Source organism: Serinibacter salmoneus, assembly GCF_002563925.1.
In the GTDB taxonomy this organism is placed as follows: domain Bacteria; phylum Actinomycetota; class Actinomycetes; order Actinomycetales; family Beutenbergiaceae; genus Serinibacter; species Serinibacter salmoneus.
In genome coordinates this window covers 425,686-446,707 of the sequence record NZ_PDJD01000001.1, presented here as the reverse complement: position 1 = coordinate 446,707, position 21,022 = coordinate 425,686, and the positions used below count along the sequence as shown (strand labels likewise).

17 protein-coding genes and 1 tRNA gene are annotated in these 21,022 nt (G+C 72.0%); 2 read left to right on the top strand and 16 right to left on the bottom strand.

The genetic code is table 11. The features are described from left to right. Positions 1-24: 24 nt before the first annotated feature. The 15 genes from ptsP to ATL40_RS01685 form a co-directional block, all read right to left on the bottom strand. Positions 25-1,737, bottom strand: a complete 1,713-nt coding sequence (gene ptsP, locus ATL40_RS01755) for a phosphoenolpyruvate--protein phosphotransferase (protein WP_098468045.1) — start codon at positions 1,735-1,737, stop codon at positions 25-27. After that, on the bottom strand, positions 1,734-1,991 hold the full coding sequence (locus tag ATL40_RS01750) for an HPr family phosphocarrier protein (protein WP_098468044.1): 258 nt from the start codon (positions 1,989-1,991) through the stop codon (positions 1,734-1,736). Before ATL40_RS01750 ends, ptsP begins: the two co-directional genes overlap by 4 nt. A gap of 94 nt (positions 1,992-2,085) precedes the next feature. After that, on the bottom strand, positions 2,086-3,036 hold the full coding sequence (gene pfkB / locus ATL40_RS01745) for a 1-phosphofructokinase (RefSeq protein WP_098468043.1): 951 nt from the start codon (positions 3,034-3,036) through the stop codon (positions 2,086-2,088). A 151-nt stretch (positions 3,037-3,187) separates the two neighbouring features. Beyond that, entirely contained in the window at positions 3,188-4,591 is a 1,404-nt protein-coding gene (locus tag ATL40_RS01740) for an NAD-dependent malic enzyme (protein WP_098468042.1), read from the bottom strand. Between the two features lie 49 nt (positions 4,592-4,640). Beyond that, positions 4,641-5,504, bottom strand: a complete 864-nt coding sequence (locus tag ATL40_RS01735) for an FHA domain-containing protein (protein ID WP_098468041.1) — start codon at positions 5,502-5,504, stop codon at positions 4,641-4,643. Beyond that, positions 5,501-6,775, bottom strand: coding sequence for a VWA domain-containing protein (locus tag ATL40_RS01730; protein ID WP_098468040.1), 1,275 nt, complete (start codon positions 6,773-6,775; stop codon positions 5,501-5,503). The genes ATL40_RS01735 and ATL40_RS01730 overlap by 4 nt, the downstream gene beginning before the upstream one ends. 28 nt (positions 6,776-6,803) lie before the next feature. Then, positions 6,804-7,937, bottom strand: a complete 1,134-nt coding sequence (locus ATL40_RS01725; protein ID WP_098468039.1) for a PP2C family protein-serine/threonine phosphatase — start codon at positions 7,935-7,937, stop codon at positions 6,804-6,806. Next, positions 7,937-10,219 (bottom strand): serine/threonine-protein kinase, encoded by a 2,283-nt coding sequence (locus tag ATL40_RS01720; RefSeq protein WP_098468038.1) that lies wholly within the window; start codon positions 10,217-10,219, stop codon positions 7,937-7,939. The genes ATL40_RS01725 and ATL40_RS01720 overlap by 1 nt, the downstream gene beginning before the upstream one ends. Then, positions 10,216-11,385, bottom strand: coding sequence for a hypothetical protein (locus ATL40_RS01715; protein ID WP_098468037.1), 1,170 nt, complete (start codon positions 11,383-11,385; stop codon positions 10,216-10,218). Before ATL40_RS01715 ends, ATL40_RS01720 begins: the two co-directional genes overlap by 4 nt. Further along, positions 11,385-12,371: a glutamate ABC transporter substrate-binding protein gene (locus ATL40_RS01710; protein ID WP_098468036.1), complete on the bottom strand. Its 987-nt coding sequence runs from the start codon at positions 12,369-12,371 to the stop codon at positions 11,385-11,387. The genes ATL40_RS01715 and ATL40_RS01710 overlap by 1 nt, the downstream gene beginning before the upstream one ends. Beyond that, entirely contained in the window at positions 12,368-13,591 is a 1,224-nt protein-coding gene (locus tag ATL40_RS01705; RefSeq protein ID WP_098468035.1) for a hypothetical protein, read from the bottom strand. The genes ATL40_RS01710 and ATL40_RS01705 overlap by 4 nt, the downstream gene beginning before the upstream one ends. Beyond that, a complete protein-coding gene (locus ATL40_RS01700; protein WP_245866583.1) occupies positions 13,588-15,075 on the bottom strand; it encodes an AAA family ATPase in 1,488 nt (495 codons plus the stop codon). Before ATL40_RS01700 ends, ATL40_RS01705 begins: the two co-directional genes overlap by 4 nt. Then, positions 15,072-15,674 carry a hypothetical protein gene (locus tag ATL40_RS01695; protein ID WP_211283044.1) on the bottom strand — a complete coding sequence of 201 codons (603 nt, stop codon included), beginning with the start codon at positions 15,672-15,674 and terminating at the stop codon, positions 15,072-15,074. Before ATL40_RS01695 ends, ATL40_RS01700 begins: the two co-directional genes overlap by 4 nt. A 7-nt stretch (positions 15,675-15,681) precedes the next feature. Next, positions 15,682-16,908, bottom strand: coding sequence for a toxic anion resistance protein (locus ATL40_RS01690; RefSeq protein WP_098468034.1), 1,227 nt, complete (start codon positions 16,906-16,908; stop codon positions 15,682-15,684). Positions 16,909-17,037: 129 nt separating this feature from the next. Next, positions 17,038-18,093 (bottom strand): TRM11 family methyltransferase, encoded by a 1,056-nt coding sequence (locus ATL40_RS01685; protein WP_211283043.1) that lies wholly within the window; start codon positions 18,091-18,093, stop codon positions 17,038-17,040. Positions 18,094-18,178: 85 nt separating this feature from the next. On the opposite strand from ATL40_RS01685, the gene ATL40_RS01680 reads away from it, so the two are divergent. Further along, positions 18,179-19,696, top strand: a complete 1,518-nt coding sequence (locus ATL40_RS01680; RefSeq protein WP_245866581.1) for an MFS transporter — start codon at positions 18,179-18,181, stop codon at positions 19,694-19,696. A gap of 168 nt (positions 19,697-19,864) precedes the next feature. Here the strand turns inward: ATL40_RS01680 and ATL40_RS01675 are convergent. Then, positions 19,865-19,951 (bottom strand) — tRNA-Ser (locus tag ATL40_RS01675). A gap of 106 nt (positions 19,952-20,057) precedes the next feature. Between ATL40_RS01675 and ATL40_RS01670 the strand changes: the two genes are divergently transcribed. Continuing rightward, on the top strand, positions 20,058-21,020 hold the full coding sequence (locus tag ATL40_RS01670; RefSeq protein ID WP_098468032.1) for a Sir2 family NAD-dependent protein deacetylase: 963 nt from the start codon (positions 20,058-20,060) through the stop codon (positions 21,018-21,020). Positions 21,021-21,022: the final 2 nt, after the last annotated feature.

The window sequence follows — 21,022 nt, the reverse complement described above, 5'->3', positions numbered from 1 at the left end:
CACCCGCACGCACGACTCGCGCGCTCAGAGCGCGAGGACCTCCGCGACCTGCGGGTCGCACAGCGCGAGCACCGCGGCACGGCCCTTCGCGGCCGTCGGCGCTGCCAGTGCGGCGGCGGCCATCTTCTGGCAGCGCTCCAGGCTGTGGCGGGCGAGCGAGAACCGCACGGCCGGGACGGCGGCCGGTGACATGGACAGCGACGTCACCCCGAGCCCGGTCAGCACGAGCGCCATGAGCGGGTCCGAGGCGGACTCGCCGCAGACGCCGGCGCTCTTCTCGGCCTCGCGGCCCCCGCGGGCCACCGCCGCGACCAGATCGAGCACGGCCGGCTGCCACGGGTCCAGCAGGTCCACCAGCGACCCCAGGAGCCGGTCGGAGGCCATCGTGTACTGAGCCAGGTCGTTGGTCCCCATGGACACGAAGTCGACCTCGGCGAGGATGTCGCGGGCACGCAGCGCGGCGCTCGGCACCTCCACCATCACCCCGGCCTTGGCGATCCCCGCCTCGCGCGCCATGGCGGCGAACTCGGCGGCCTCGTCGACCGTGGCGATCATCGGCGCCATCACCCACGGCTGCACGCCGGTGGCCTCCTGCGCCGCCGCGAGCGCGGCGAGCTGGTCGGCCATGAGTTCCTTGGCGGTGCGCACCAGGCGGTAGCCGCGCACACCCAGCGCCGGGTTCTCCTCGTCGGTGCGGGTGACGAAGGCCAGTGGCTTGTCCGCCCCGGCGTCCAGAGTCCGCACCACGACCTTGCGGCCGCCGAGCGCAGTGAGCACGCGTGCGTAGACCTCGGCCTGCTCCTGCCGCGTGGGTGCCGTGGTGCGCCCGAGGAAGAGCACCTCGGTGCGGAACAGACCCACGCCCTCCACGGCGGCCTCGGTGAGACGCTCGGCGTCCTCCGCGGTGCCGATGTTGGCCAAGAGCTGTACCGGGTGACCGTCCGAGGTGGCGCCGTCGGAACGGTCCTTCTCCAGGTCGTGCAGGGCCTGCATGCGCTGCTCGGCCTTGGCGGTCAACTCCGGGGCTGGGTTGCGGGTGATGACGCCGGTGGCGGCGTCCACGGCCACGATCTCACCGTCCACGAGCTCGTCCGCGCCGTCCACCCGCACCACGCACGGGATCCCCAACTGGCCGGCAATGATTGCCGTGTGACCGGTGGGGCCACCCTGCGCAATGACGATGGCCTTGACCTTCGCGAGGTCCAGGGTGGCGGTGTCGGCCGGGGAGAGGTCGGTGGCGACCACGACACTCGGCTCCGCGAGTTCGGGGACACCTGGCTCGGGGCGTCCGGCGAGGCGGGCGAGCACGCGGTCGCGCACGCTGCGCAGGTCGGTGACCCGCTCGGCGAGGTAGCCGCCCGCGGCCGTGAACAGGTCCACGTACTCCTCCGTGGCGCGGTCCACCGCGAACAGCGGAGCCTGACCGGTGAGCACCCGCTCCTTGACCGAGCCGATCAGCTCGGGGTCGGAGGCCATTGCGGCGGTGGCGGTGAGCACGTCACCCATGGTGGTCCCGGCGGCGTTCTGTGCGCGGGTCATCAGCGTGGCGGCCACCGCCTTGTAGGCCTCGGCGACCTCCTGCACGGCCGCCTGACGGCCGGCGTCGTTGTCCGGGCCCTCGGCATCCAGCGGTGTCGGAGGCGGCGGGTAGGCCCGGGCGACCGGGCCCACCACGGCGCCCCGCCCGACACCGGAGCCGTGCAGTTCCTGGGAGGTGGGGCCGGGGACCTCGGTCACTGCTCGGCGTCCAGATCGGTCGCGAGCAACGCCACGAGGCGGTCCAGTGCGGCCTCGTCCTCGCCCTCGAGGGTGACGGTCTCGCCGTTCTTCACCCCGAGCGCCATCACGCGCAGGATGCTGGCGGCGTCCACCGGCGTGCCCCCGTCCTTGGCGATGGTCACGCCGGTGCCGGCGGCCGCCTGGGTGAACAGTGTGGCGGGGCGGGCGTGCAGGCCCTGGGCGGATGCAACCTCGACGGTGCGCTGTGCCATGGTGACTCCTTCGTCCGGGTTCCGCCGCCTTGTGGCGGAACATGTCCTGGTTATCACGTCCGAGCGCTGGAGGCCCGAACTTGTGACGCTGTTCTCAGTCTGTCGGTCCCGCGAGCGCGACGGGGAGATCGAGTGGGGAGTGCAGGTGGGCGGCGTCGAGGTCCACCTGCTGCGGTCCGGGGACCCCGGAGCCGGGCAGGGCGACCGCTGCGGCGCCGTAGGCGAGCGCACGGGTGAGCGCGGCGTCGCGACCCTCGGGAAGCCCCGCCAGATACCCGGCAAGGAAGCAGTCGCCCGCCCCCACGGAGGATCGCACGATGCGCGCGGTACTGGTGCCTGCCAGGACTCCTGCGCCGTCGACCATGACGGCGCCCGCGGCACCGAGGGAGATCACGACGCTGCCCACACCCCAGCCGCGCAACTCGCGTGCGGCCTCGACGGCGTCGGCCACGGTGGGCAGGGGCCGCCCGACCGCCTCGCTGAGTTCCTCGGCGTTCGGCTTGATCAGGTCCGGACCGGAGGCGAGCGCGGCAGTCAGTGCGGGCCCGGAGGTGTCCACCGCCACCCGCATCCCGGCGCGGCGTAGCCGGCGAGTGGCGGAGGCGTACACGCCGGAGTCCACCCCGGGTGGCAGCGAGCCGCACAGCACCACCCAGTCCCCGGGGGTGGCGTTCTGCTCGACCGCCTCCCAGACCGCGTCGAGCTCGGCAGCGCTCAGCGCCTCACCCGGGGCGTTGATCTTCGTGGTGGTGCCGTCCGCCTCGGCGATCGTGATGTTGGAGCGGGTGTGGCCCACCACGGGGACCTCCCGGTGCAGCACGCCGTCGCGCGCCAGCATGCCCGTCAGGCGCATCCCGTCGGCTCCACCCACCGGGACCACCGCCAGGGAGTCCACGCCGTTGGCGAGCAGGGCACGGGTCACGTTCACACCCTTGCCCCCGGGATGGACGTGGGTGCCGCTGGCGCGCATGACCTCCCCGCGTTGCAGCGTGGCGATCTCGACGGTGCGGTCGACGGAGGGGTTGAGGGTCACGGTGATGATCATCGTGACGCCTCCCCTGCTTCAGACCGATGGTTCCGCTTCGTTGCGTTCACACCTAACCCCTGTCCGTGAATCTGTGTATACGACTGTATATCGCCAGATACGGGCAGGCGTCAAGTCCGAACGTGTGGGGCCGTGTGGTTTTGTGTGGGATTCAGGCGTCGAGCTGCTCCGGGTGCTCGAGGGCGGCCCGCTGCACCGCGGCCGCGACCGTCTCGTGGACCTCGGGGTGGAACACACTCGGGATCACGTAGGTCGCGTTGAGTTCCTCCGGCGTGACGACGGCGGCCAACGCCCGTGCCGCGGCCAGCAGCATGTCGTCGGTCACCACGTGCGATCGCGCGTCCAACAGTCCGCGGAAGACACCGGGGAACGCCAGCACGTTGTTGATCTGGTTGGCGTAGTCGCTGCGTCCGGAGGCGACCACCGCGGCGTGTCTGGCCGCGATCACGGGATCGATCTCCGGCACCGGGTTGGCCAGGGCGAACACGATCGCGTCCCCGGCCATGGCCTGCACATCGGCCTCGGTGAGGATGTTCGGTGCCGAGACACCCACGAACACATCCGCACCCACGATCGCATCGGACAACGACCCCGTCAGCCCCCGGCGGTTGGTCCGCTCCGCGATCCACTCCTGGGAGGGGTGCAGCCCGGGCCGGCCCTCGTGGATGATCCCCTCCACATCGACCACGGTGACGTGCTCCACGCCCGCGGCGAGCATCATCCGCAGCACCGCGCTGCCGGCCGCGCCGGCGCCGGAGAGCACCACGCGCACCTCACCGATGTCCTTGCCGACCACCTTCAGCGCATTCATCAGCGCCGCGGTCGCCACGATGCCCGTGCCGTGTTGGTCGTCGTGGAACACCGGGATGTCCAGTTCGGCGCGCAGCCGCTTCTCCACCTCGAAGCAGCGGGGGGCGGAGATGTCCTCCAGGTTGATCCCGGCGAACACGGGCGCCACGTTCTTGACGGTCTCAATGATCGCCTCGACGTCCTGGGTGTCCAGCACCAGGGGGAAGGCATCGATGTCGGCGAAGCGCTTGAACAGCGCCGCCTTGCCCTCCATCACCGGAAGCGCGCCGAGCGGCCCGATGTTCCCCAGCCCCAACACGGCCGACCCGTCGGAGACCACGGCGATCGTGTTCCGCTTGATCGTCAGGCGGCGGGCATCCTCGGGGTGCTCGGCCACCTGCTTGCTGACCCGCGCGACCCCGGGGGTGTAGACCAGGGACAGGTCGTCACGGTGTCGGATGGGCACCTTGGAGTTGATGGTGAGCTTGCCTCCGAGGTGCGCCAGGAACACGCGGTCGGAGACACGGCCGATGCTCACGCCGTCGATCCGGCGCAGCGCCTTGACGATGCGGTCGGCGTCGTTCTCCCCGCCGGTGGCGATGGTGAGGTCCACCTGGAGCCGGTCGGCGCCCGATGCGGAGACGTCGACCGCGGTGACCACGCCACCCTCCTCCTCCACCACCGTGGTCAGGGTGGAGACCACACTGGGCCGCGAGGGCAGGTCGAGTCGGACGGTGATGGAGTAACTGACGCTGGGCGCACTCACTTCGGGCTCCTTGGTTCTCGCCGGGACGTGCAGCGAGGGTAGCGCCCTCTCACGCCTCCGAGGGCAACGCCTCGCGAAGCGCGATCCGAGTCCAGCCGCCGACGTACAACCTGGTACCCGGTTCGACCACACGCCGCTCCCCCGGACGCACCGGCGTGACCGGCAGCGGATCTCCCACGGGGCCCAGGAACGTGCCGTTGGCGGACTGCAGGTCCTCCACCGACCACCGCACGCCGTCGAAGGTCAACTGGCAATGCCGGCGGGACACGCCCGGGTCGCCGGAGCAGTCCACGTCCGGGGTGATACCCCGCGAGCGGGACGGCCGCCCGACCAGCACGCTGCGAGCGCGCAGCGGGATCACCTGCGGATGCCCGACCGACGGCAACGGGTCGGGCGGATCCTGCTCGGAGAACCAGTCCGGGTCCACCCAGACCTCCGCGACCCAGCCGGTGGGGCCGGTCGTGACCGCGGACGTGGGGCGCGTGAGCCCCTCGACATCCGCCCCGGCATGCGGCCGCCCGCCGGAGTCGGGCTGCACCTGTGGCGCCGCACCGCGGGGCCGCACGACGGCGGAGACGTCCTCGTCCTCCTCCCCGCCACCGGGTGTGCCCGCCGGGGCCGACCCGCCTGAGTCCAGGGATGCGCGGGAGCCCACGCCGCCGGGCCGCGGCAGCGAGCCGGGCGCGGTACCCGTGGTGAAGTCGTACCCGCAGTTCTCGCAGAACAGGGCGCGCGCGGCCGCAGGCGCGCCGCAGTGGGGGCACTCCCGTGGCTCGAGCGCGGTGGGAGCGACACCCGATTCGGCGGGCGTGGGCGCCGGTGCAGCGGAGGAACTCGCGCCGATGGGCAGTCCGCAGGTATCGCAGTAGTCCTGCGCCTGGGAGAGGTGGCCGTCGGGGCACCGCGCGCTCATCGCTTCACCCGCGTGGTCTTGGTGGAGCCGGCGTCCAGTGCCATCTCGTCGAGTCGGGAGGCATCGCGCCGCAGCCTCACCGTGCCCTGGTCGGCGTCCTCGATCTCCACCACGCGGCGCAGCCGCGTGGTCGCCTCGGTGTTGCCGGTCTCGGCCGCGAGCCTCACCGCCCGGCCGAGTTTCGTCGTCGCGGTGGCCTCGTCCCCGGCCGCCTTGGCGGCCAGCCCCTCCTGGATGGCGGAGGCGAGCTCCGCCTGGCCGGTGTAGTGGGCCACCTGCGGGCTGATGCGCGCAGTCAGGGCGGGGTCATCCGACCAGGTGGCGGTCACCAGCCCGTTGGCCTGGACCTCCCCGGCCACCGCCACCTGCACCCGGGCGACCAACTGTTCGGCGCCCAGTGGTCGCGGTGGTACCCGCACCGCCACGTGGTACTCGCGCTCCTCGTCGCTCCACGCCCCGGTGGGGAAGGCAGCGGTCAGCGGGTTCACGGCGGTGCGTCGGTGCGTGAGGTCCTCCAGGTTCGGTGCCACCTGACGCAGGAACAGCAACTGCGATCCCTGCGGCGTCCATACCCGCAGCTCCGCGTCCGCGACCCCGCGGGACATCGAGGTGCGGATCATGTCGCGGAAGTCCGCCTCGATGCCGGAGGGGTCCGCGATGAGACCGACCTGCCCGAGCAGCGCGGTCGTGATCTGGCGGACCTCATCCACGATCCAACGATCGCCCACGCCGCGGGCGTCGCACTGGAACTCCCCCTGGACGGCGCGGATCGCGCGCTCCAGGTTCCCGGCGGGCTCGGACTCGTTCTTCCCGTCCGTCAGCAGGATGGCGTGCTTGCGGGCATCCGGCGGGACCGAGCGGAAGATCTCCCGAGCGGTCATGAGCCAGGAACTCATCGCGGTGCCACCGGTCGCGGCCACCCGTTGGATCGCGCGCTTGGCCTCGGCCCGCGCCGCCGGCTCCATCGGGACCGCCTTGACCGGCGCGTTGGGGTAGGGGAAGACCCGGGTGGCGATGTGGCTCCCGGCCACGATCGCGAAGTAGGTGCCGTCGGTGATCTGGTCCAGCGCCACGCTCGCGGCGTGCTTGGCCGCTGCCAGGTTGGCGCCCGTCATCGAACCGGAGGAATCGAAGATGATGACCTCGGCGGCCGGCCCGCCGCCGGAGTGCGACTGCGCACCGGCGGCCGTGACGGACACGATGGCGTGCACGTCGGTGGCGCCCTGCGGGAGGTAGGCGTTGGAGAAGACCCGTGCCTCGAACGTTGCCATGTGTGTCCCTTCTGTTCCTCGGCCCAGGCTACCGAGCACTGATGCGGATCAGTGCCGCGGTGATGTTGTCCCGGCCGCCCTGGGCGTTCGCCCAGGCGACCATGCCGCTCGCGATCTCCTGCGCCGCCGCGGGCCCCGCGGACGCGGGCTGCGCGATCGACGACACCTCGAGGAGCACCCGAGCGATCGCCTGGGGTTCCGCCGCGTAGTTCCACAACCCGTCGGAGCACGCCAGCACCCATCCGGGGCCCGGCGGGTCGAAGCGGGCGGTGGAGGCCACGTCATCCGGTGCGTCGATCCCGATCCACCGGGTGATCGCGTGCGCCTGGGGTGCCCGGGCCGCCTCCTCGGGGCTCATACCGCTCGCCATCAGCTCGGCCGCCCAGGAGTGATCGCGCGTGATCAGTCGCGCCTCGCCCTCGTCGGGCAGCCAGTAGCAGCGGCAGTCCCCGAGCCACCCCACGGCGACGAGTGGGGCGGCCACCCGTTCCCCGCCATCGAGTTGCCCGCCACCTAGTTGCCCGTCGTCGGGGCAGCCCGCCGGCTGTTCGACGATCACCGCGAGGTAGGTCGCCGAGGGCGGTTGCGCGGGATCGCCGAGGTCGGCAGTGACCCGGGTGACCGCGCGGGACGCCGCTCGGGCGCCCGCTGCGGTGAGCGCACACAGGACCTCGCCGCGGTCCACCGCAGCCAGGCGCGGCAACTCGGCCGTGTCTGCGGGATCGAGGGCCTGCGAGGGTTCGACGGCGTGAGCCGGACCCCCTGCGCCGGCGAGGTCCCCGCCGCCGGCGCCCAACCCGTGGCCGATGCGGGCCGTGGCTGCCTGCACCGCCGCGAGGCTCGCGACCTCGGAGCGCGGAGCCGCCGCCACGCCGTCGCACACCACCACGGCGGCCAGACCGGGCGGGGCCTCAGACGCTGCCGGGAACGCCGCACTGGGCGGCGGCGTTCCCCAGGCGGGCGCCGGCGCGAGACCGGGCACCAGGACGTCCAGGGCGTCCTCGTTGCGCTCACGTTCCCGACCACGATCGCTCACCCCCGCCACCCCGGGCGATGGGCACAACTCCACGTGATCGCGCTCGCTGGGCGCCGGGGTGCCGCAGCGCAGGCAGTAACCGTCGGATGCGAACACGTCCCCGCACTCGGGGCAGCGGGCGGCCATCAGACCAGAGTCCTCGGACGCACCTGGTTCGCCCGGTCCACCAGCGCAATGCGCTCGGCGTCCGTGACGGCGAGCCGGGCTCGCGCTCGGTAGGCCTCCTCCAGCGCCAGCCGCATCGGTTTCTCCCGCGCCGGCACGCCGTGCACGTCCCGCGGCGCGCCCCCGAGGTCCGCGCCGGGATCCTTGGCCAGTACACGCCGAAGGCACGCGGTGCGCACCGCGATGGTGAGGTCCAGCCGCAGGGAGTCGGCGACCGAGACGCCGTCGATGCTGGTCAGTGCCTCGGCGAGGTCGTCGAAACTGCGTGCGGTGTCCACCAGGACACCGGCGCGACGCACCCGCGCGAGGGAGTAGGAGGACCGGGTGGGGGCCACGAGATCGAGCGCGCGCAGCGTGCCCGCCGCATCCTGGCGTCCGGCGCGGATGCGCGCCATGCCGAAGGCCGCCGCACCCGCATAGTTCGCGTCCGAGGCGGCACACACCCGGTAGAGCCCCTCGGCGATCTGCAGTTCCTCGCTGCGCTCACACACCGCGGCCAGAGCGAGTTTCGGGGCCAACTCCCCGGGCACCTGGCTGTAGACCGCGTTGAAGGAGCTGCGGGCCTCCACGTCATCGCCCGTGGCCAGTTGACGCAGGCCGGCGAGCCACAGCGCACGCCACTCCCACGGGTCGTCGCTGAGCACCTGGGCGATCTCGGCGTCCGCCATCGCGTACTGCTCGGCGCGGATCGCCGCGTGGATCCGCGCGAGTCGCACCTCCAGGGTCACGGTGGGCGCCTCCCGCAGTTGCATCACCCGGGTGCTGGTGTCGGGGATCCCCGCGAGCCAGGAGGCCATGGGATCCTCCTGGTCGACCCTCAGCCGCGGCAACTCCCGCCAGCTGATCGGGGCGTGCGGGGCGTCCGAGGCCGGTGCCTCGAAGTTCGCCGAGGCGTGGGAGTGCCGGGCGGCGTACTCCTCGGTGCGGTTCACGGCCACCACGTCACGCAGCACGCCCAGCACCTGGTGACGCAGCTCGGCGACGCTGGCGAATCGGTCGTTGGGATCCAGCGCACACGCCTTGGCCACCAGGCGGTAGAAGGAGTCGTAGCGCGCGAAGACGGGCGTCTCGGCCACCGGCGGCAGCGAAGCCACGTAGGTGGAGGTGTTGCCCCGGAAGTCCAGCACGAGGGTCACCAGTGTGCGCCCGATCGTGTAGATGTCGGAGGCCACGCTGGGGCCCTCGGTGGGCACCTCGGGAGCCTGGTAGCCGACGGTCCCGTAGATGGCGGAGACGTCGTCGTCGATCCGGCGCACCCCGCCCATGTCGATGAGCTTCACGCTCTCGCCCTGCTGGATGAGGTTGTCCGGCTTGAAGTCGCAGTACAGCAGGTTCTTCTCGTGCAGGTAGCTGAACGCCGGGAGGATCTCCAGGATGTAGGCCAGCGCCTGGTCCACCGGGAGCGGGTCGATCCGCCCTCCGGCGGCCGCCCGCCGCTGCATCAGGATCTCCTTGAGGGACCGCCCGCCCACGTACTCCATGACGGTGTACCCGGCGCCCTGATGCCGCGCGAAGTTGTAGATCTCCACGATGAGCGGGTGCTCGACCTCCGCGAGGAACTCCCGCTCGGCCACCGCGGCCTCGTAGGCGTCCCGATCGCCGGAGTTCAGCAGGCCCTTGAGGACCACGAAGCGGCCCGAGACGTTGATGTCGCGGGCGAGGTAGATCCACCCCAGTCCCCCGTGCGCCATGGGCCCGACCACCTCGTACTGCCCGCCGACGAGGTCACCGGCAGCGAGAGTGGGATCGAAGTCGAACGCCGACCCACAGCTCGGGCAGAATCCCGCGGTCCGGGCGGGCACGCCGTCACGCGAGCGCCCGACCTTGGCGCCGCAGACGGGACAGAACCTCTTGTGCTCGGCCACCTGCGGGTCGGCGAGTACCGCCTCGAGGGGATCGGTGATCGGCACCGGCGGGATGGTGGTGATCCCCGCCCCGAGTTGCTTTCCGCGGAAGCGTGTGGAGGCTGCGGCGGTGCGCCGGGTGGCTCGGCTCCCAGCGGTACGCGCGGACCCGAAGGCCGCACTGGCCAACCGGGAGGAGGTGCGCGCCGACATCGGCTGCGAGGCCGGGAACCGGGCGGATGCGCCCGGGTCGCTCCCTGCGCCTGCCCGGCGCCCAGCGGCCGTCGGCACGGACCCGGCCTCGAGCGCCATGGGCCCGCTCGCCGGCGCCATCCCGCACACGGTGCAGTAGCCGTCCTGGACCTGCCCGGTGCACCCGGGCTGGCTGCACGAGGTCATGACGTCCCCCTTCGTTCTCGCGCGTGCGGTAGAGGCTGTACGAGGTACTCGTACTGCTCCACCAGATCCGTGGCGAGGGTGACGTCGCACGGCGTGTGCTCGACGGCGTCACTCGCCTCTCCCCGAGCCGCGACCACGGTGGGGCTGCCCTCCCGCCCCGCCGCCCGGGCCCGCTGCTGCGCCGTACCGAGGCGGTAACGCAGGGCGGCGCGCTCCCGAAGCGGCCGCGCGTACTGCGTCTCCACCACGTCCATGGCGCGCTCCACACTGGCCAGTCGTTGCAGGTAGTCGACCACGGCCGTGCCCTGCGGCACGGGCCCCAGGCGTTGCGGATCGGGCACCGCGAGCAGTGGCGGGTCCAGGATCTCCCGGCGGCAGCGCTCCACCAGGTCCCGCAGCGGCGCCACACGCTCACCCAGCTCCGCCAGCAGTCGCTCCGCGCGGTCGGCGTCACGACGGTGCTCGCGCCGGGTGGCGGCGGAGACGATCGCGTCCCGTTCGAGCCGGGCGACCGCGTCCTCCAACTCCCGCAGTCGGCCGGCGATATCGGCGCCACGCATCGAGTCCTCGCGCAGCCGATGATGCGCGGCGCGCAGTTGCCCACACCGTTGCTGCAGGTCGGAGCCGACGTCCGCGTGATCCTCGCTGCGCACGATCGAGGCGAGCGCTCGGCGTAGCCGCGCGATGATGTCGGCGTGCTCGACGTCGAACGCGAGTCTCCCCCGCAGTTGCGTGAGCAGGGCGTCGGTCAGGCGCGTGCCCTCGGGGAGGGTGGTCTGCCCGCTCTGCCCTGCCTCGGAGCGCAGCCGTCCCCAGATCGTGCGGGACATGGCCTCACGAGCGGTGGCGTCGGCGCGGCCGGAGTCCCACAGCCTCAGGAGCTCGGTCACGCGGTCGTTGACCGACTGCCACATCGACATCGCCAGCACGAGGTCGCCGGTGAGTGTGGCCAGCGTCGTGGGCGCCCGGTTCCCACCGGCGTCGGGGTGGGCGTCGGCGCCCTGCGCCCCGAGTCGCCTCAGCTCCCCGTCAAGTCCGTCCAGCGTGGCCCGCCGGTCACGAAGCCAGGCGTCCAACCCCGCGAGGTAGTCCAGGAGGTCGACGGCGGGGATCGGCTCACCGAGGCGCCCGGGTGCGTGCGGCGCCGCCACCTGCGTGGCGGCCATCAGGTGCGTCCGTACACGGGTTGCGGCGGCTCGCCCTCGGTGCCCAGGGGGTCGGCGAGCCAGCGGTCGTAGCTCTCGTCCCACCGCCCGTCCGCCACGCGCTGGGCGAGTACCGCGTTGACCACGGCGACGAGTTCCCGCGCCCCGGCCTGGACGCCGACGCCGTAGGGCTCCACGGAGATCGCCTCGCCCACCACCTTGGCGTAGGGGTCCTGGGCCGAGAGCCCGGCCAGGATCGTGTCGTCACCGGCGATCGCGTCGACCAGGCCCTGCTGGAACAGCACCAGGCAGGCGGAATGGGTTGCTCCCCCCACCGCCGTGACGTCGAACTCCTCGACCCGGCTCATGGTGGTGGTACCGGCGGGGGCGCACACGCGGGCATCGCCCATGGCCGCCAGGTCCTCCAGGGAGGTCGCCTCGGAGTCGGTGGAGACGAGGAGCTTCTGGCCGGAACGGTAGTACTCGGTGGAGAAGGCGATCTCATCCCAACGGTCGCAGGTGATGCTGAAGGCACGCACCACCAGGTCCACGTCGCCCGACTGCAGCGCGGGGATCCTGTCGGCCGAGGTGATCACCTGGAGTTCCAGGGCGTCCGGATCCCCGAGGATCGCCTCGGCCAGATCCCGTGCGATGTCGATGTCGAAGCCCTCGATCTGCCCGGTGAAGGAGTTGCGCGCACCCATCAGGTAGGTGTCCGAGGAGACGCCCACCACGAGCCGACCGCGCTCGCGGATGGCGGAGAGCGCGGGTGAGGACGCAGCCGCGATGTCCTCGGCGGCGTCATAGCTGGCGGTGACGTTCTCGCACTCCGGCGCAGCCGCCGGCGTGCTCACCGCCTCCTCGTGCGTCTCATCCTGTGCATCGGCGGGTCTGACGATCCCGAGGTCCGCGGCGCCGTCGCCCGCGGTGCACGCGGTCAGGGCGAGCACACCGGACAACGCCAGCACGGGCAACGTGCGCAGCCACGGGGGGCGGGGGCGTCTCATCGGTACTCCTGGAGTCGGGGCACGAATCCTCGCCAGGCCAGTCCGGCCCCGAGAATGCCCGCGCCGAGCGTGATCCAGCCCAGGGTCGCGACCCCGCGGGCCGCACTCGCCAACTCCTGCGTGGTCTCGGCCCCCCGCTCCTCCAGGAGGGTGCCGAGGGTGGCGCTGAGGTCGACGTAGGAGGTGACGGCACCGCCCTCGGGGTCGGTGAGGATCGTGACCGCACCGTCCCAGTCGCCGGCCTCCAGCGCATCGAAGGCCCCCGTCTGCGCCTGAGCGAGGGCGTCCCGTTGGCCCTGTGCGAAGCCGGCACCCGCGATCCGCTCGATCTGCGACGCCGCCGCGGCGTGGTGCTCGTCCACCTGCGCCCGATAGAGGTCGCCGGACCCGCGCTCGATGAGCACGAACGCGGCAGCGGTGCGGGCCTGCCCCGTCTCCGTGAGCGCCTGCGATGCGGCGAGCGCATCGGTGTAGGAGGCCCGGCGGGTCTCGGCCGCCTGGGAGCCGGCGCCGGCCGCATACCCCATCGCCACGAGTAGTGCGAGGGAGGCCAGGAGGAACCCGGACATCAGGGGCAGGTTCACCGTGCGCCGCGTGGTGCGAGCGAGCCAGATCTGTACGGCGACCAGGATGCCGATGCCGAGCAGGCCGATCGCGATGATCCACACACCGCCCGAGATCCGGCCGAAGTCCCCGGCCGCACGGTCCGCGCTGTCCAGCACGGCGCCGTCCACGGCCGGGAGGATGTCCTCGACCATGAGACCGGCAGCCGTCGCGAGGTAACCGGAGCCCACCGGGTAGCCCTGACGGTTGTTGGCACGGGCCCGCTCCACGTCACCCGCGTACTCCGCCAGGTCGGCCAGCACCGCATCCTGCTCCTGGCCGCCCACGAGCAGGTCGCCGTGCGCCGAGAGGAGCCACCCGGCCTCGCGCAGCGCGGAGCTGTACTCCTCGCTGAGTTCCCGCGGTTCCTGCCCGCCGAGCAGGAACGTGGTCGCGACCGTCGAGTTCGCGTCGGACAGGGCGGTCTTGGCCTGCTGCAGGTCGAGGATCTCCTCCACCCGCTGGGAGGCACTGTCGAAGGCGGCCACCTGCATCCGGGCGCCGAGCAGTCCCACGGCGGCGATACCCAGACACGCGACCACCGCGACCAGGCGTGCCAGTCCGAGGCGTCCGGGCGTGGTGGTCAGACGCTGTCGCCAGGTGCCCCGCGCCGTCATGTCCCCCGCTCCTCGGGCACCCGCTCCACTGCGTCCGGCTGCGGCACTGCGTCCGGCTGCGGCACTGCGTCCGGCTGCCGCACTGCGTCCGGCACTGTGTCCGGCTCCGGCTCCGCCTGCGGGTCCACGTCCTGCGCGAGAAGCTCCTGCAACTGGGCGAGCGTGGGGGCCTGCGTCTCACGCAACCGCCAGGCGTGCCGGGCGATCGCCGCGTCCAGCGTGTTGCGCACGAAGCGTGCGTTGCCGAAGCCGGCGTGCCGCGGCTGCCGTGCGGTCAGGTCCTCCACGGCGCGCAGCGCCGCCGGTGTGGGCACGAAGTCCGCGCCTGCCGCCATGAGCGCGAAGATCTCCCGCAGCTCGGAGTCGGAATAGTCCTCGAAGGCGATGGTCGTGGCGAACCTGGACTCCAGGCCCGGGTTCGCGGCCAGGAACTGCCGCATCGGCTCGGGGTAGCCCGCCACGATGACCACGAGGTCCTCGCGCAGGTCCTCCATGTCCTTCACCAGTGTGGTGACGGCCTCGACCCCGTACGCGTCGGGGGTGTCGCCGCTGCCCTGGGTGAGCGCGTAGGCCTCGTCGATGAACAGCACCCCACCTCTCGCCGAGGCGACGACCTCGCTGGTGCGTGTCGCGGTCTGCCCGAGGTAGCCCGCCACGAGTTCGGAGCGGTCCACCTCCACGAGGTGCCCGGATGAGAGCAGCCCGAGCGATCGGTACAGGCCGGCGATCAGTCGCGCCACGGTGGTCTTCCCCGTGCCGGGGTTGCCGACGAACACGAGGTGGCGCGTGAGCGTGGGTGTGGTGAGTCCCGCCTCGGTGCGCAGCTTCTCCACCCGCAGGAGTTCGACCTGGCGCTTCACCTGGTCCTTCGCGAGATCGAGGCCCACGAGCTCATCCAGGCGCGCCATCAGGTCCTCGAAGGTGGGTGCAGCCTGCTCATGCGGCGCGGCGTCGGCTGCCACCTCGGCTCCCGTCTCGGCGGCCGCCTCGGGGACGGGCACAGTGACGGGCGCGCTGCCTGCCACCGGGTGGGGCGCCTCCGGCACGAGCGCGGGCGCTGACCACGGCGCTGGTGCCAGCGCAGCCTGCTGGGCCACGAGCACCTCCTGCGCAGCCAGCGCAGAGAGGCGCCCGGGTTCCCCGAGCGTGGCGGCAGCGCTGGCCAACGCCGTGAGCGCCGCGAGCGCATGCGGCATGTGCGGCGAGGAGGATCGTCGCAGGGCCTCGAGAGTCGGAGTCGGCGAGGTGCGCCAGCGGCGCCCGGCCGCGGCGGCGGCGAAGAAGTCCGTGGTGGTGGCGTCTCCACCTGCTGCCACCACCCAGTCGCTCGCCGCGCCTCGCGAGGCCTCGGCCACCGCCGCCGCCACGCGCAGCCCTTCCGTGCGCGCGGCGCACGCGTCGGTTCCCGCGGCGGCGCAGACCTCCACGTACTGGTCCAGAGCCCGCCGCAGCGCCCCGGCACCCTCGCTCACGTCAGCGCTCACCCGCGGCCTTCTTCGGCCGTGTCAGCACTCCCCGTGGCGCCCGTATCGCCGGCCTGGTGACCCTGCTCCTGACCCTGGGCGGGCGTGGGAAGGTCCGGTGCGATCGCCAACGAGGAACCGCCGAACTTCTCCTCCAGGAACATCCCGTGCGCGATGAGGGCGTTGGCATCCTGCCGGGCCACGGCGTCGGAGATCTTCCCGACGGTGGCGGCCAACAGGTCCAACTGATCCACCAACAGCATCAACGCGGTCTTCCCGTCGGTGACGGCCCGCCGGTCCGCGAATCCTCGCGGCAGCCGCAGGTAGGCGTTCACCGCCTCCGGCAGGTAGCTCGTCGCGGTCGCCACCACGGTGTGCGCCTCGAGGCTGGCGGTCCCCATCCGGTCCAGGTTCGGCGCCATGTGTTCCAGGGTCACCCCGATGTGCTGCACCCGTGCGGAGACGACACCGGGCGCCTCGCGGTCCACACGCTCCTGCACCGCGGCCACGGCCTGCAGGATCTCCGCGGAGGTCGGCACCTCCCGCGGTGCCCCCGGCGCCGGTGTGCGTGCGCTGTCCCGATCTCCTCGACGTCCCAGGACGTCATCCAGCCACCCCATCGCGATCTCACCGCTGCGGCAGGTTCAGCGAACCGCTGCGCGCCTCGAGAACCTCCGGGCTCTCGGTGCGGCGCGCGCGGTCCACGTACTCCGCCGCCTTGCTGGTCTCCGTCTGCAGCACCCCGATGGTCTTGGCCATCGAGTCCAGGGCCTGCACCTTGAATGTGGCGATGGAGTCCAGGGTCGAGTAGATGTTCTCGAATGCGTTCTGCAGTTCCGGCAGACCCACCGAGGCGCTCGCAGCCTGCTGCTGGATCTGCGCGGAGTTGTCCGCGAGCATCTTGGAGGTCGACTGGATCAGACCCGAGGTCGTGGTGTTGAGCGCGGTGATCTGATCGAGCACGAGTTTCTGGTTGGCCAGGGCCTGCGCCACGATCACCGCGGTCCGCAGGGCCGAGACCGTGGTGGTGGTGGCCCGGTCCACCCCCTTGATCAACTCGAGGTTGTTCTTCAGGATGATGTCCATCGCCAGGTAGCCCTGGATGGAGACGGCGAGCTGGGTCAGCAGGTCCTGGTGCTTCTGGCGCACGTAGAACAGCACGTCCTCACGCAGTGCGGTGGCGCGCTCGGGATCGGTGGCCTCGACCTCAGCGATCGTGGCCGCGATGCCGATGTCCAGTTGTTCGGCCACGTAGATGTACTGGTTCAGCCTCGCCATCGTCTCCCAGAGTTGACGCTTCTCCAGATTCAGCGCGGCATTGTCCTTGCGCAGTTCGTCCTGACCGGCGTACAGCGACCGGATGATCGCGTCGATCTGCTTCTGGGCGCTCTCGTACTGCCGGAAGTAGTCCTCGACCTTCTCACCGAAGGGAAGAATGCCGAGCAGTTTCCGACCGAAACTCTTCTCGCTCGGGTCGAGTTCCTCCACCACGCGCCGCAGGTCCAGCAGCGACTTGCTCACGCTCGAGCCCTCGGAGATCCCGCCCTGGCGGATCTCCTTCACCGGTTCGTCGAGCAGGCGATTGGAGATGGCCGCGGCATTGCGGATCTCCTCATCCCCCATCGTGCGCACGTCATCGGCCTTGGCCGCGAACTCGGGCGAGCGCGTGGTCGCCTCACGCAACTGCGCCAGATAGGCGCCGACCTTCTCATCCAGTTCGGGCACGAGGTCCGCCTCGATGCGCGGCGCCATGGCCGGCGCCTGCGTGGCGGCGACCGCCTGCAGCGGGCCCGGAGCATTGAGCGTCAACGCGTTCTCGGCGGGTGGCTGGAGCGGTGCTGGCTGCGACGTCATCTCTACCCCTCATAGGTGCATCACTGGACGGGAAACCAATCTACGCCCACCGGCCGACATCGCACCCGCCGCGATCGGGGTCAGGAGAAGAAACCCGGGTCGATCCGGGGGATCACCCTGAGATGTTCGTCATGGGCGCCGCGCCACGAGCACGTCGCGGTGGATGCCCGCGTCCACGTGGTGCGCCAGGCCCAGGTGAGCGGCGTCGTCGAGCACCTCCAACCCCACCTCGCCGCAGATCGCGGTGAGGTCCTCGCGGGACAGGGTGTGGGTGTTCCACGCGATCCCCAGGGCTCCCCCCGGCCGCAGGGCCGGCACCCAGGCGGGGACTGCCGCCGCCAGGAGCTGCGCCGGAGCCACGGGGCGCGAGGCGCCCCTGGCGGGCTTGGTCCCCGCGGCATGGTCGACGCCGTAGGGCGCGTCGGTCACGATGGCATCGACCTGGGTGCGACCCAGCAGGTCCGCGCTCTGCGTGGTGTCCGCCGCCCACAGGCGCAGGGACTGCCGCTCTCCCGCCTTCCACGCCTCACGCGTGGGACTGAGCTCGGCGGCCACCTCATGGGCCACCACGGTGCCGTGGCGACGCAGCGGATGCCGGTCGATCGTGTGCTTGAGCCGGGAGCGGCGCAGCCAGGTGGTCAGGAATGCGGCGTAGGCGTCCACCTCCTTGCGGCGCAGCTCCACGCCGTAGGCGTCGTGCCCCAGGGCGAGCGCCCAGCTCAGGGTGGTGCCGCGCCCCGCCAGGGGATCGAGCACCCTGAAACGACGCCGCCCCACCTCCCCGGCCCAGGCGGTCGCGGCCAGCGTGACGTTCAGGGCCACCCGGGTGAGTTGCTCGTTCGTCTTGCCCTGGTACTTCGGGATCGTCAAGAGGTCGTCACTGAGCACCTCGGTGCGCGGCAGCGCAACCGGGCGCAGCAACGGCGAGGCGGGCGGCGCCGTCGTCCCCGACCCGCTCTCCGCCACCTCCTCCAGGAGGGCGTAGCCGGCCGCGAGTTGACCCAGAGCGGTGAGGTCCTCGCCCTCCAGGTCCACCCGCAGGTACGGCACGCCGGCCACCGAGACCGGCTCCACCGCGCGCAGGGCCGACCCGATCCCGGCCTCGGCGAGCACCGTGAGCTCCGCGGTCGTGATCGCGGGAGAGTTCCCGGCGTAGACACGATTGCTGGAAGGGGACAGCAGCATCAGGTATCTCCTCACCGCAGCAACCTAGCGCGCAACCTCACCCGCAACGCCCCGGTGACCGCGGGCGTGGTGTAGACACGAAGGCGTGTCCGACTCCCCCACCCCGCGTACCGGCGCGCCCGAGAGCGACCGCGCGCAGACCGCCCGCTGGCAGGCCTTCGCGATCTGCCTCGGCGCCGGGTTCATGACCCTCCTCGACGTCACGATCGTCAACGTCGCCCTTCCCTCCATCGAGACCTCCCTGCACGCCACCCCGAGCCAACTCCAACTGGTGCTCGCGGGCTACACCCTGGCATTCGGCCTGGCGCTGGTGCCCGCGGGCCGCCTCGGCGACGTCTACGGCCGGCGCACCCTGTTCCTCGTGGGACTCACCTCGTTCGTGGTGGCCTCGGCGCTGTGCGGTCTGGTGACCTCCGCGGACTGGCTGGCGATCGCCCGGTTTGCCCAGGGCCTCGCGGCCGGGATCCTCAACCCCCAGGTCATCGGGTTCATCCAGGACCTCTTCCGGGGGCCCGAACGCGGCCGCGCGTTCGGCTACTTCGGGGCGACGATCGGGATCGCGACGGCGACCGGCCCCCTGGTCGGCGGCCTGCTGTTGGCGGCGTTCGGCACCGAGGAGGGCTGGCGCGCGGTGTTCCTCGTGAACGTGCCGATCGGGCTCGTGCTGCTCCCGCTCGCCTGGAAGCTGCTGCCGCGGCGGGAACGGACCGGTGCGCGGGTGCGGCTGGACGTGCTCGGTTCGGTGCTGCTCGCGCTGGCGGTGGTGGCGATCATGTGGCCGTTCGTCTCCTCCACGTCCGAAGGCGGCGCGAGCGACGGGGCCGGCGGTGAGGCTGCGGGCAGTGGTTCGGGTGCGGCGGTGCCGTGGTGGACGATCGCGGTGGGCCTCGCGCTGGTCGGCGTGCTGGTGTGGTGGGAGCGACGGGTCTCCGCACGCGGCGGGCTACCGCTCATCCCCGGCTCGCTGCTGCGGCTGCCGTCCTTCACCTTCGGCACGGCCGTCTCGACGATGTACTTCCTGTCCTTCACCGGGATCTGGCTCTCCTCCACCCTCTACCTGCAGCAGGGCCTCGGGCTCTCGCCGCTTCAGGCTGGGCTGGTGCTGACGCCGTTCTCCATCGCCGGGGCGTACTCCGCCTCCCTCGGTGGCCGCCTGATCTCGCGGTTCGGCCGACCGCTGGTGGTGGTGGGCATCGCGATCGGCGTGGTGGCCATGGTCGCGCTGGACATCCTCACCGGGCTGGTGGGCTTCCCCGCGATCGTCTTCGTCTCCTCGGGGGTGCTCGTGATCGCGGGATTCGGGAACGGGTTCGTCATCTCCCCCAACCAGACCCTCACGCTCGCGGAGGTGCCGCCTCGCGACGCCGGCTCCGCGGCCGGTGCGCTGCAGACCATGCAGCGCCTGGGTGCCGCGATCGGGGTCAGCGCGAACGCCGCGGTGTTCTTCGTCTCTCTGGAGGAGTCCGGCGGCGACTACACGCATGCCTTCGACATGTCGCTGCGCCTGGTGGCGGGGATCATGGCGCTCGCGCTCGTGGTGGCGCTGGCGGACTGGTGGCGGCTGCGCCACCGGGCTCACGAGGACGCCACCGAGTCAGCCTGACCGCCTCGCCTGACGAGAGAGTCTCGTTCCCGCGAGAGAGCCTCGAATAGCGACTCTTTCGCAGGAACGAGGCTCTCTCACGATGCGGGCTGCGCGGCGCGGGCGTGACTGCCGGCCCGGGAATGCGAGGGGGCCCCGCGACCGTGGTCGCGGGGCCCTCTCGATGCGCGGTAGCGGTGGGATTTGAACCCACGGTGGACTTGCACCCACACACGCTTTCGAGGCGTGCTCCTTAGGCCGCTCGGACACGCTACCTGGCCGAAGGAGCCTACCAACCCCGGCCCGGTTCCCCCAAACCGGTGCTCTCGCGCGCCGCGCGGGCTGGAATGCCGCGGGCGGCGGGAGCGTTGACCGGGCTGACATGACCACACCGCAGACTCCCACCACGCAGCCACCCACGGCACAGACCCGGCAGCCGACCCAGGCCCCGCAGCCCCGCCTGCTGTACTCCACCTGGTCCCCCGGGTACGTGCCACAGCGCCCGGAGGCCACCGAGGCGGACCTGGACGCCGCCGCCGAGTTGCTCCGCGGCCGCGCGGTGGTGGTCCTCACCGGCGCCGGGGTCTCCACCGAGTCCGGGCTGCCGGACTACCGCGGCCCGGACGCCGCGCCCCGCCGCCCGATGACCTATCAGCAGTTCGTGGCCGATCCGGGCTTCCGGCGCCACTACTGGGCGCGCAATCTCGTGGGGTGGCACCACCTCACGGCGGCGGACCCGAACGAGAGCCACCGCGCCCTGGCCGATATGGAGCGTGACGGCGTGGTGACCGGCCTGATCACCCAGAACGTGGACGAGCTGCACACCCGGGCCGGCTCCCGCAACGTCATCGACCTGCACGGCACTGGTTCGCGGGTGGTGTGCCTGCGTTGCGGCCGCCTGGAGGACCGCGCCCACCTGGGCGCTCGTCTGCGCGAGGTGAACGCCGCCTTCCTCGCCCGCGTGGAGGAGCTCGGCGACATCGAGGTGGCCCCGGATGCGGACGCCGTGATCGAGCAGACCGCGGACTTCCGGGTGCTCGGCTGCCAGCACTGCGGCGGCATCCTCAAGCCCCACATCGTCTACTTCGGGGAGAACGTGCCCAAGGAGCGAGTCGCGGCGAGCTACGAGATGGTCGACGGCGCTGGCGCCCTGATCGCGGCCGGCACCACCCTGGCGGTGCAGTCGGGCCTGCGTCTGGTCAAGCGGGCGCACCGCGCCGGCAAACCGGTGGTGATCCTCAACCGCGGTGTGACCCGCGGGGACGAGTTCGCGACCGCCCTGCTGCACGCCGGGACCTCCCGGGCCCTGCGCCACCTGCAGCGCGCCCTCGCGCCGGCGGCGTGACA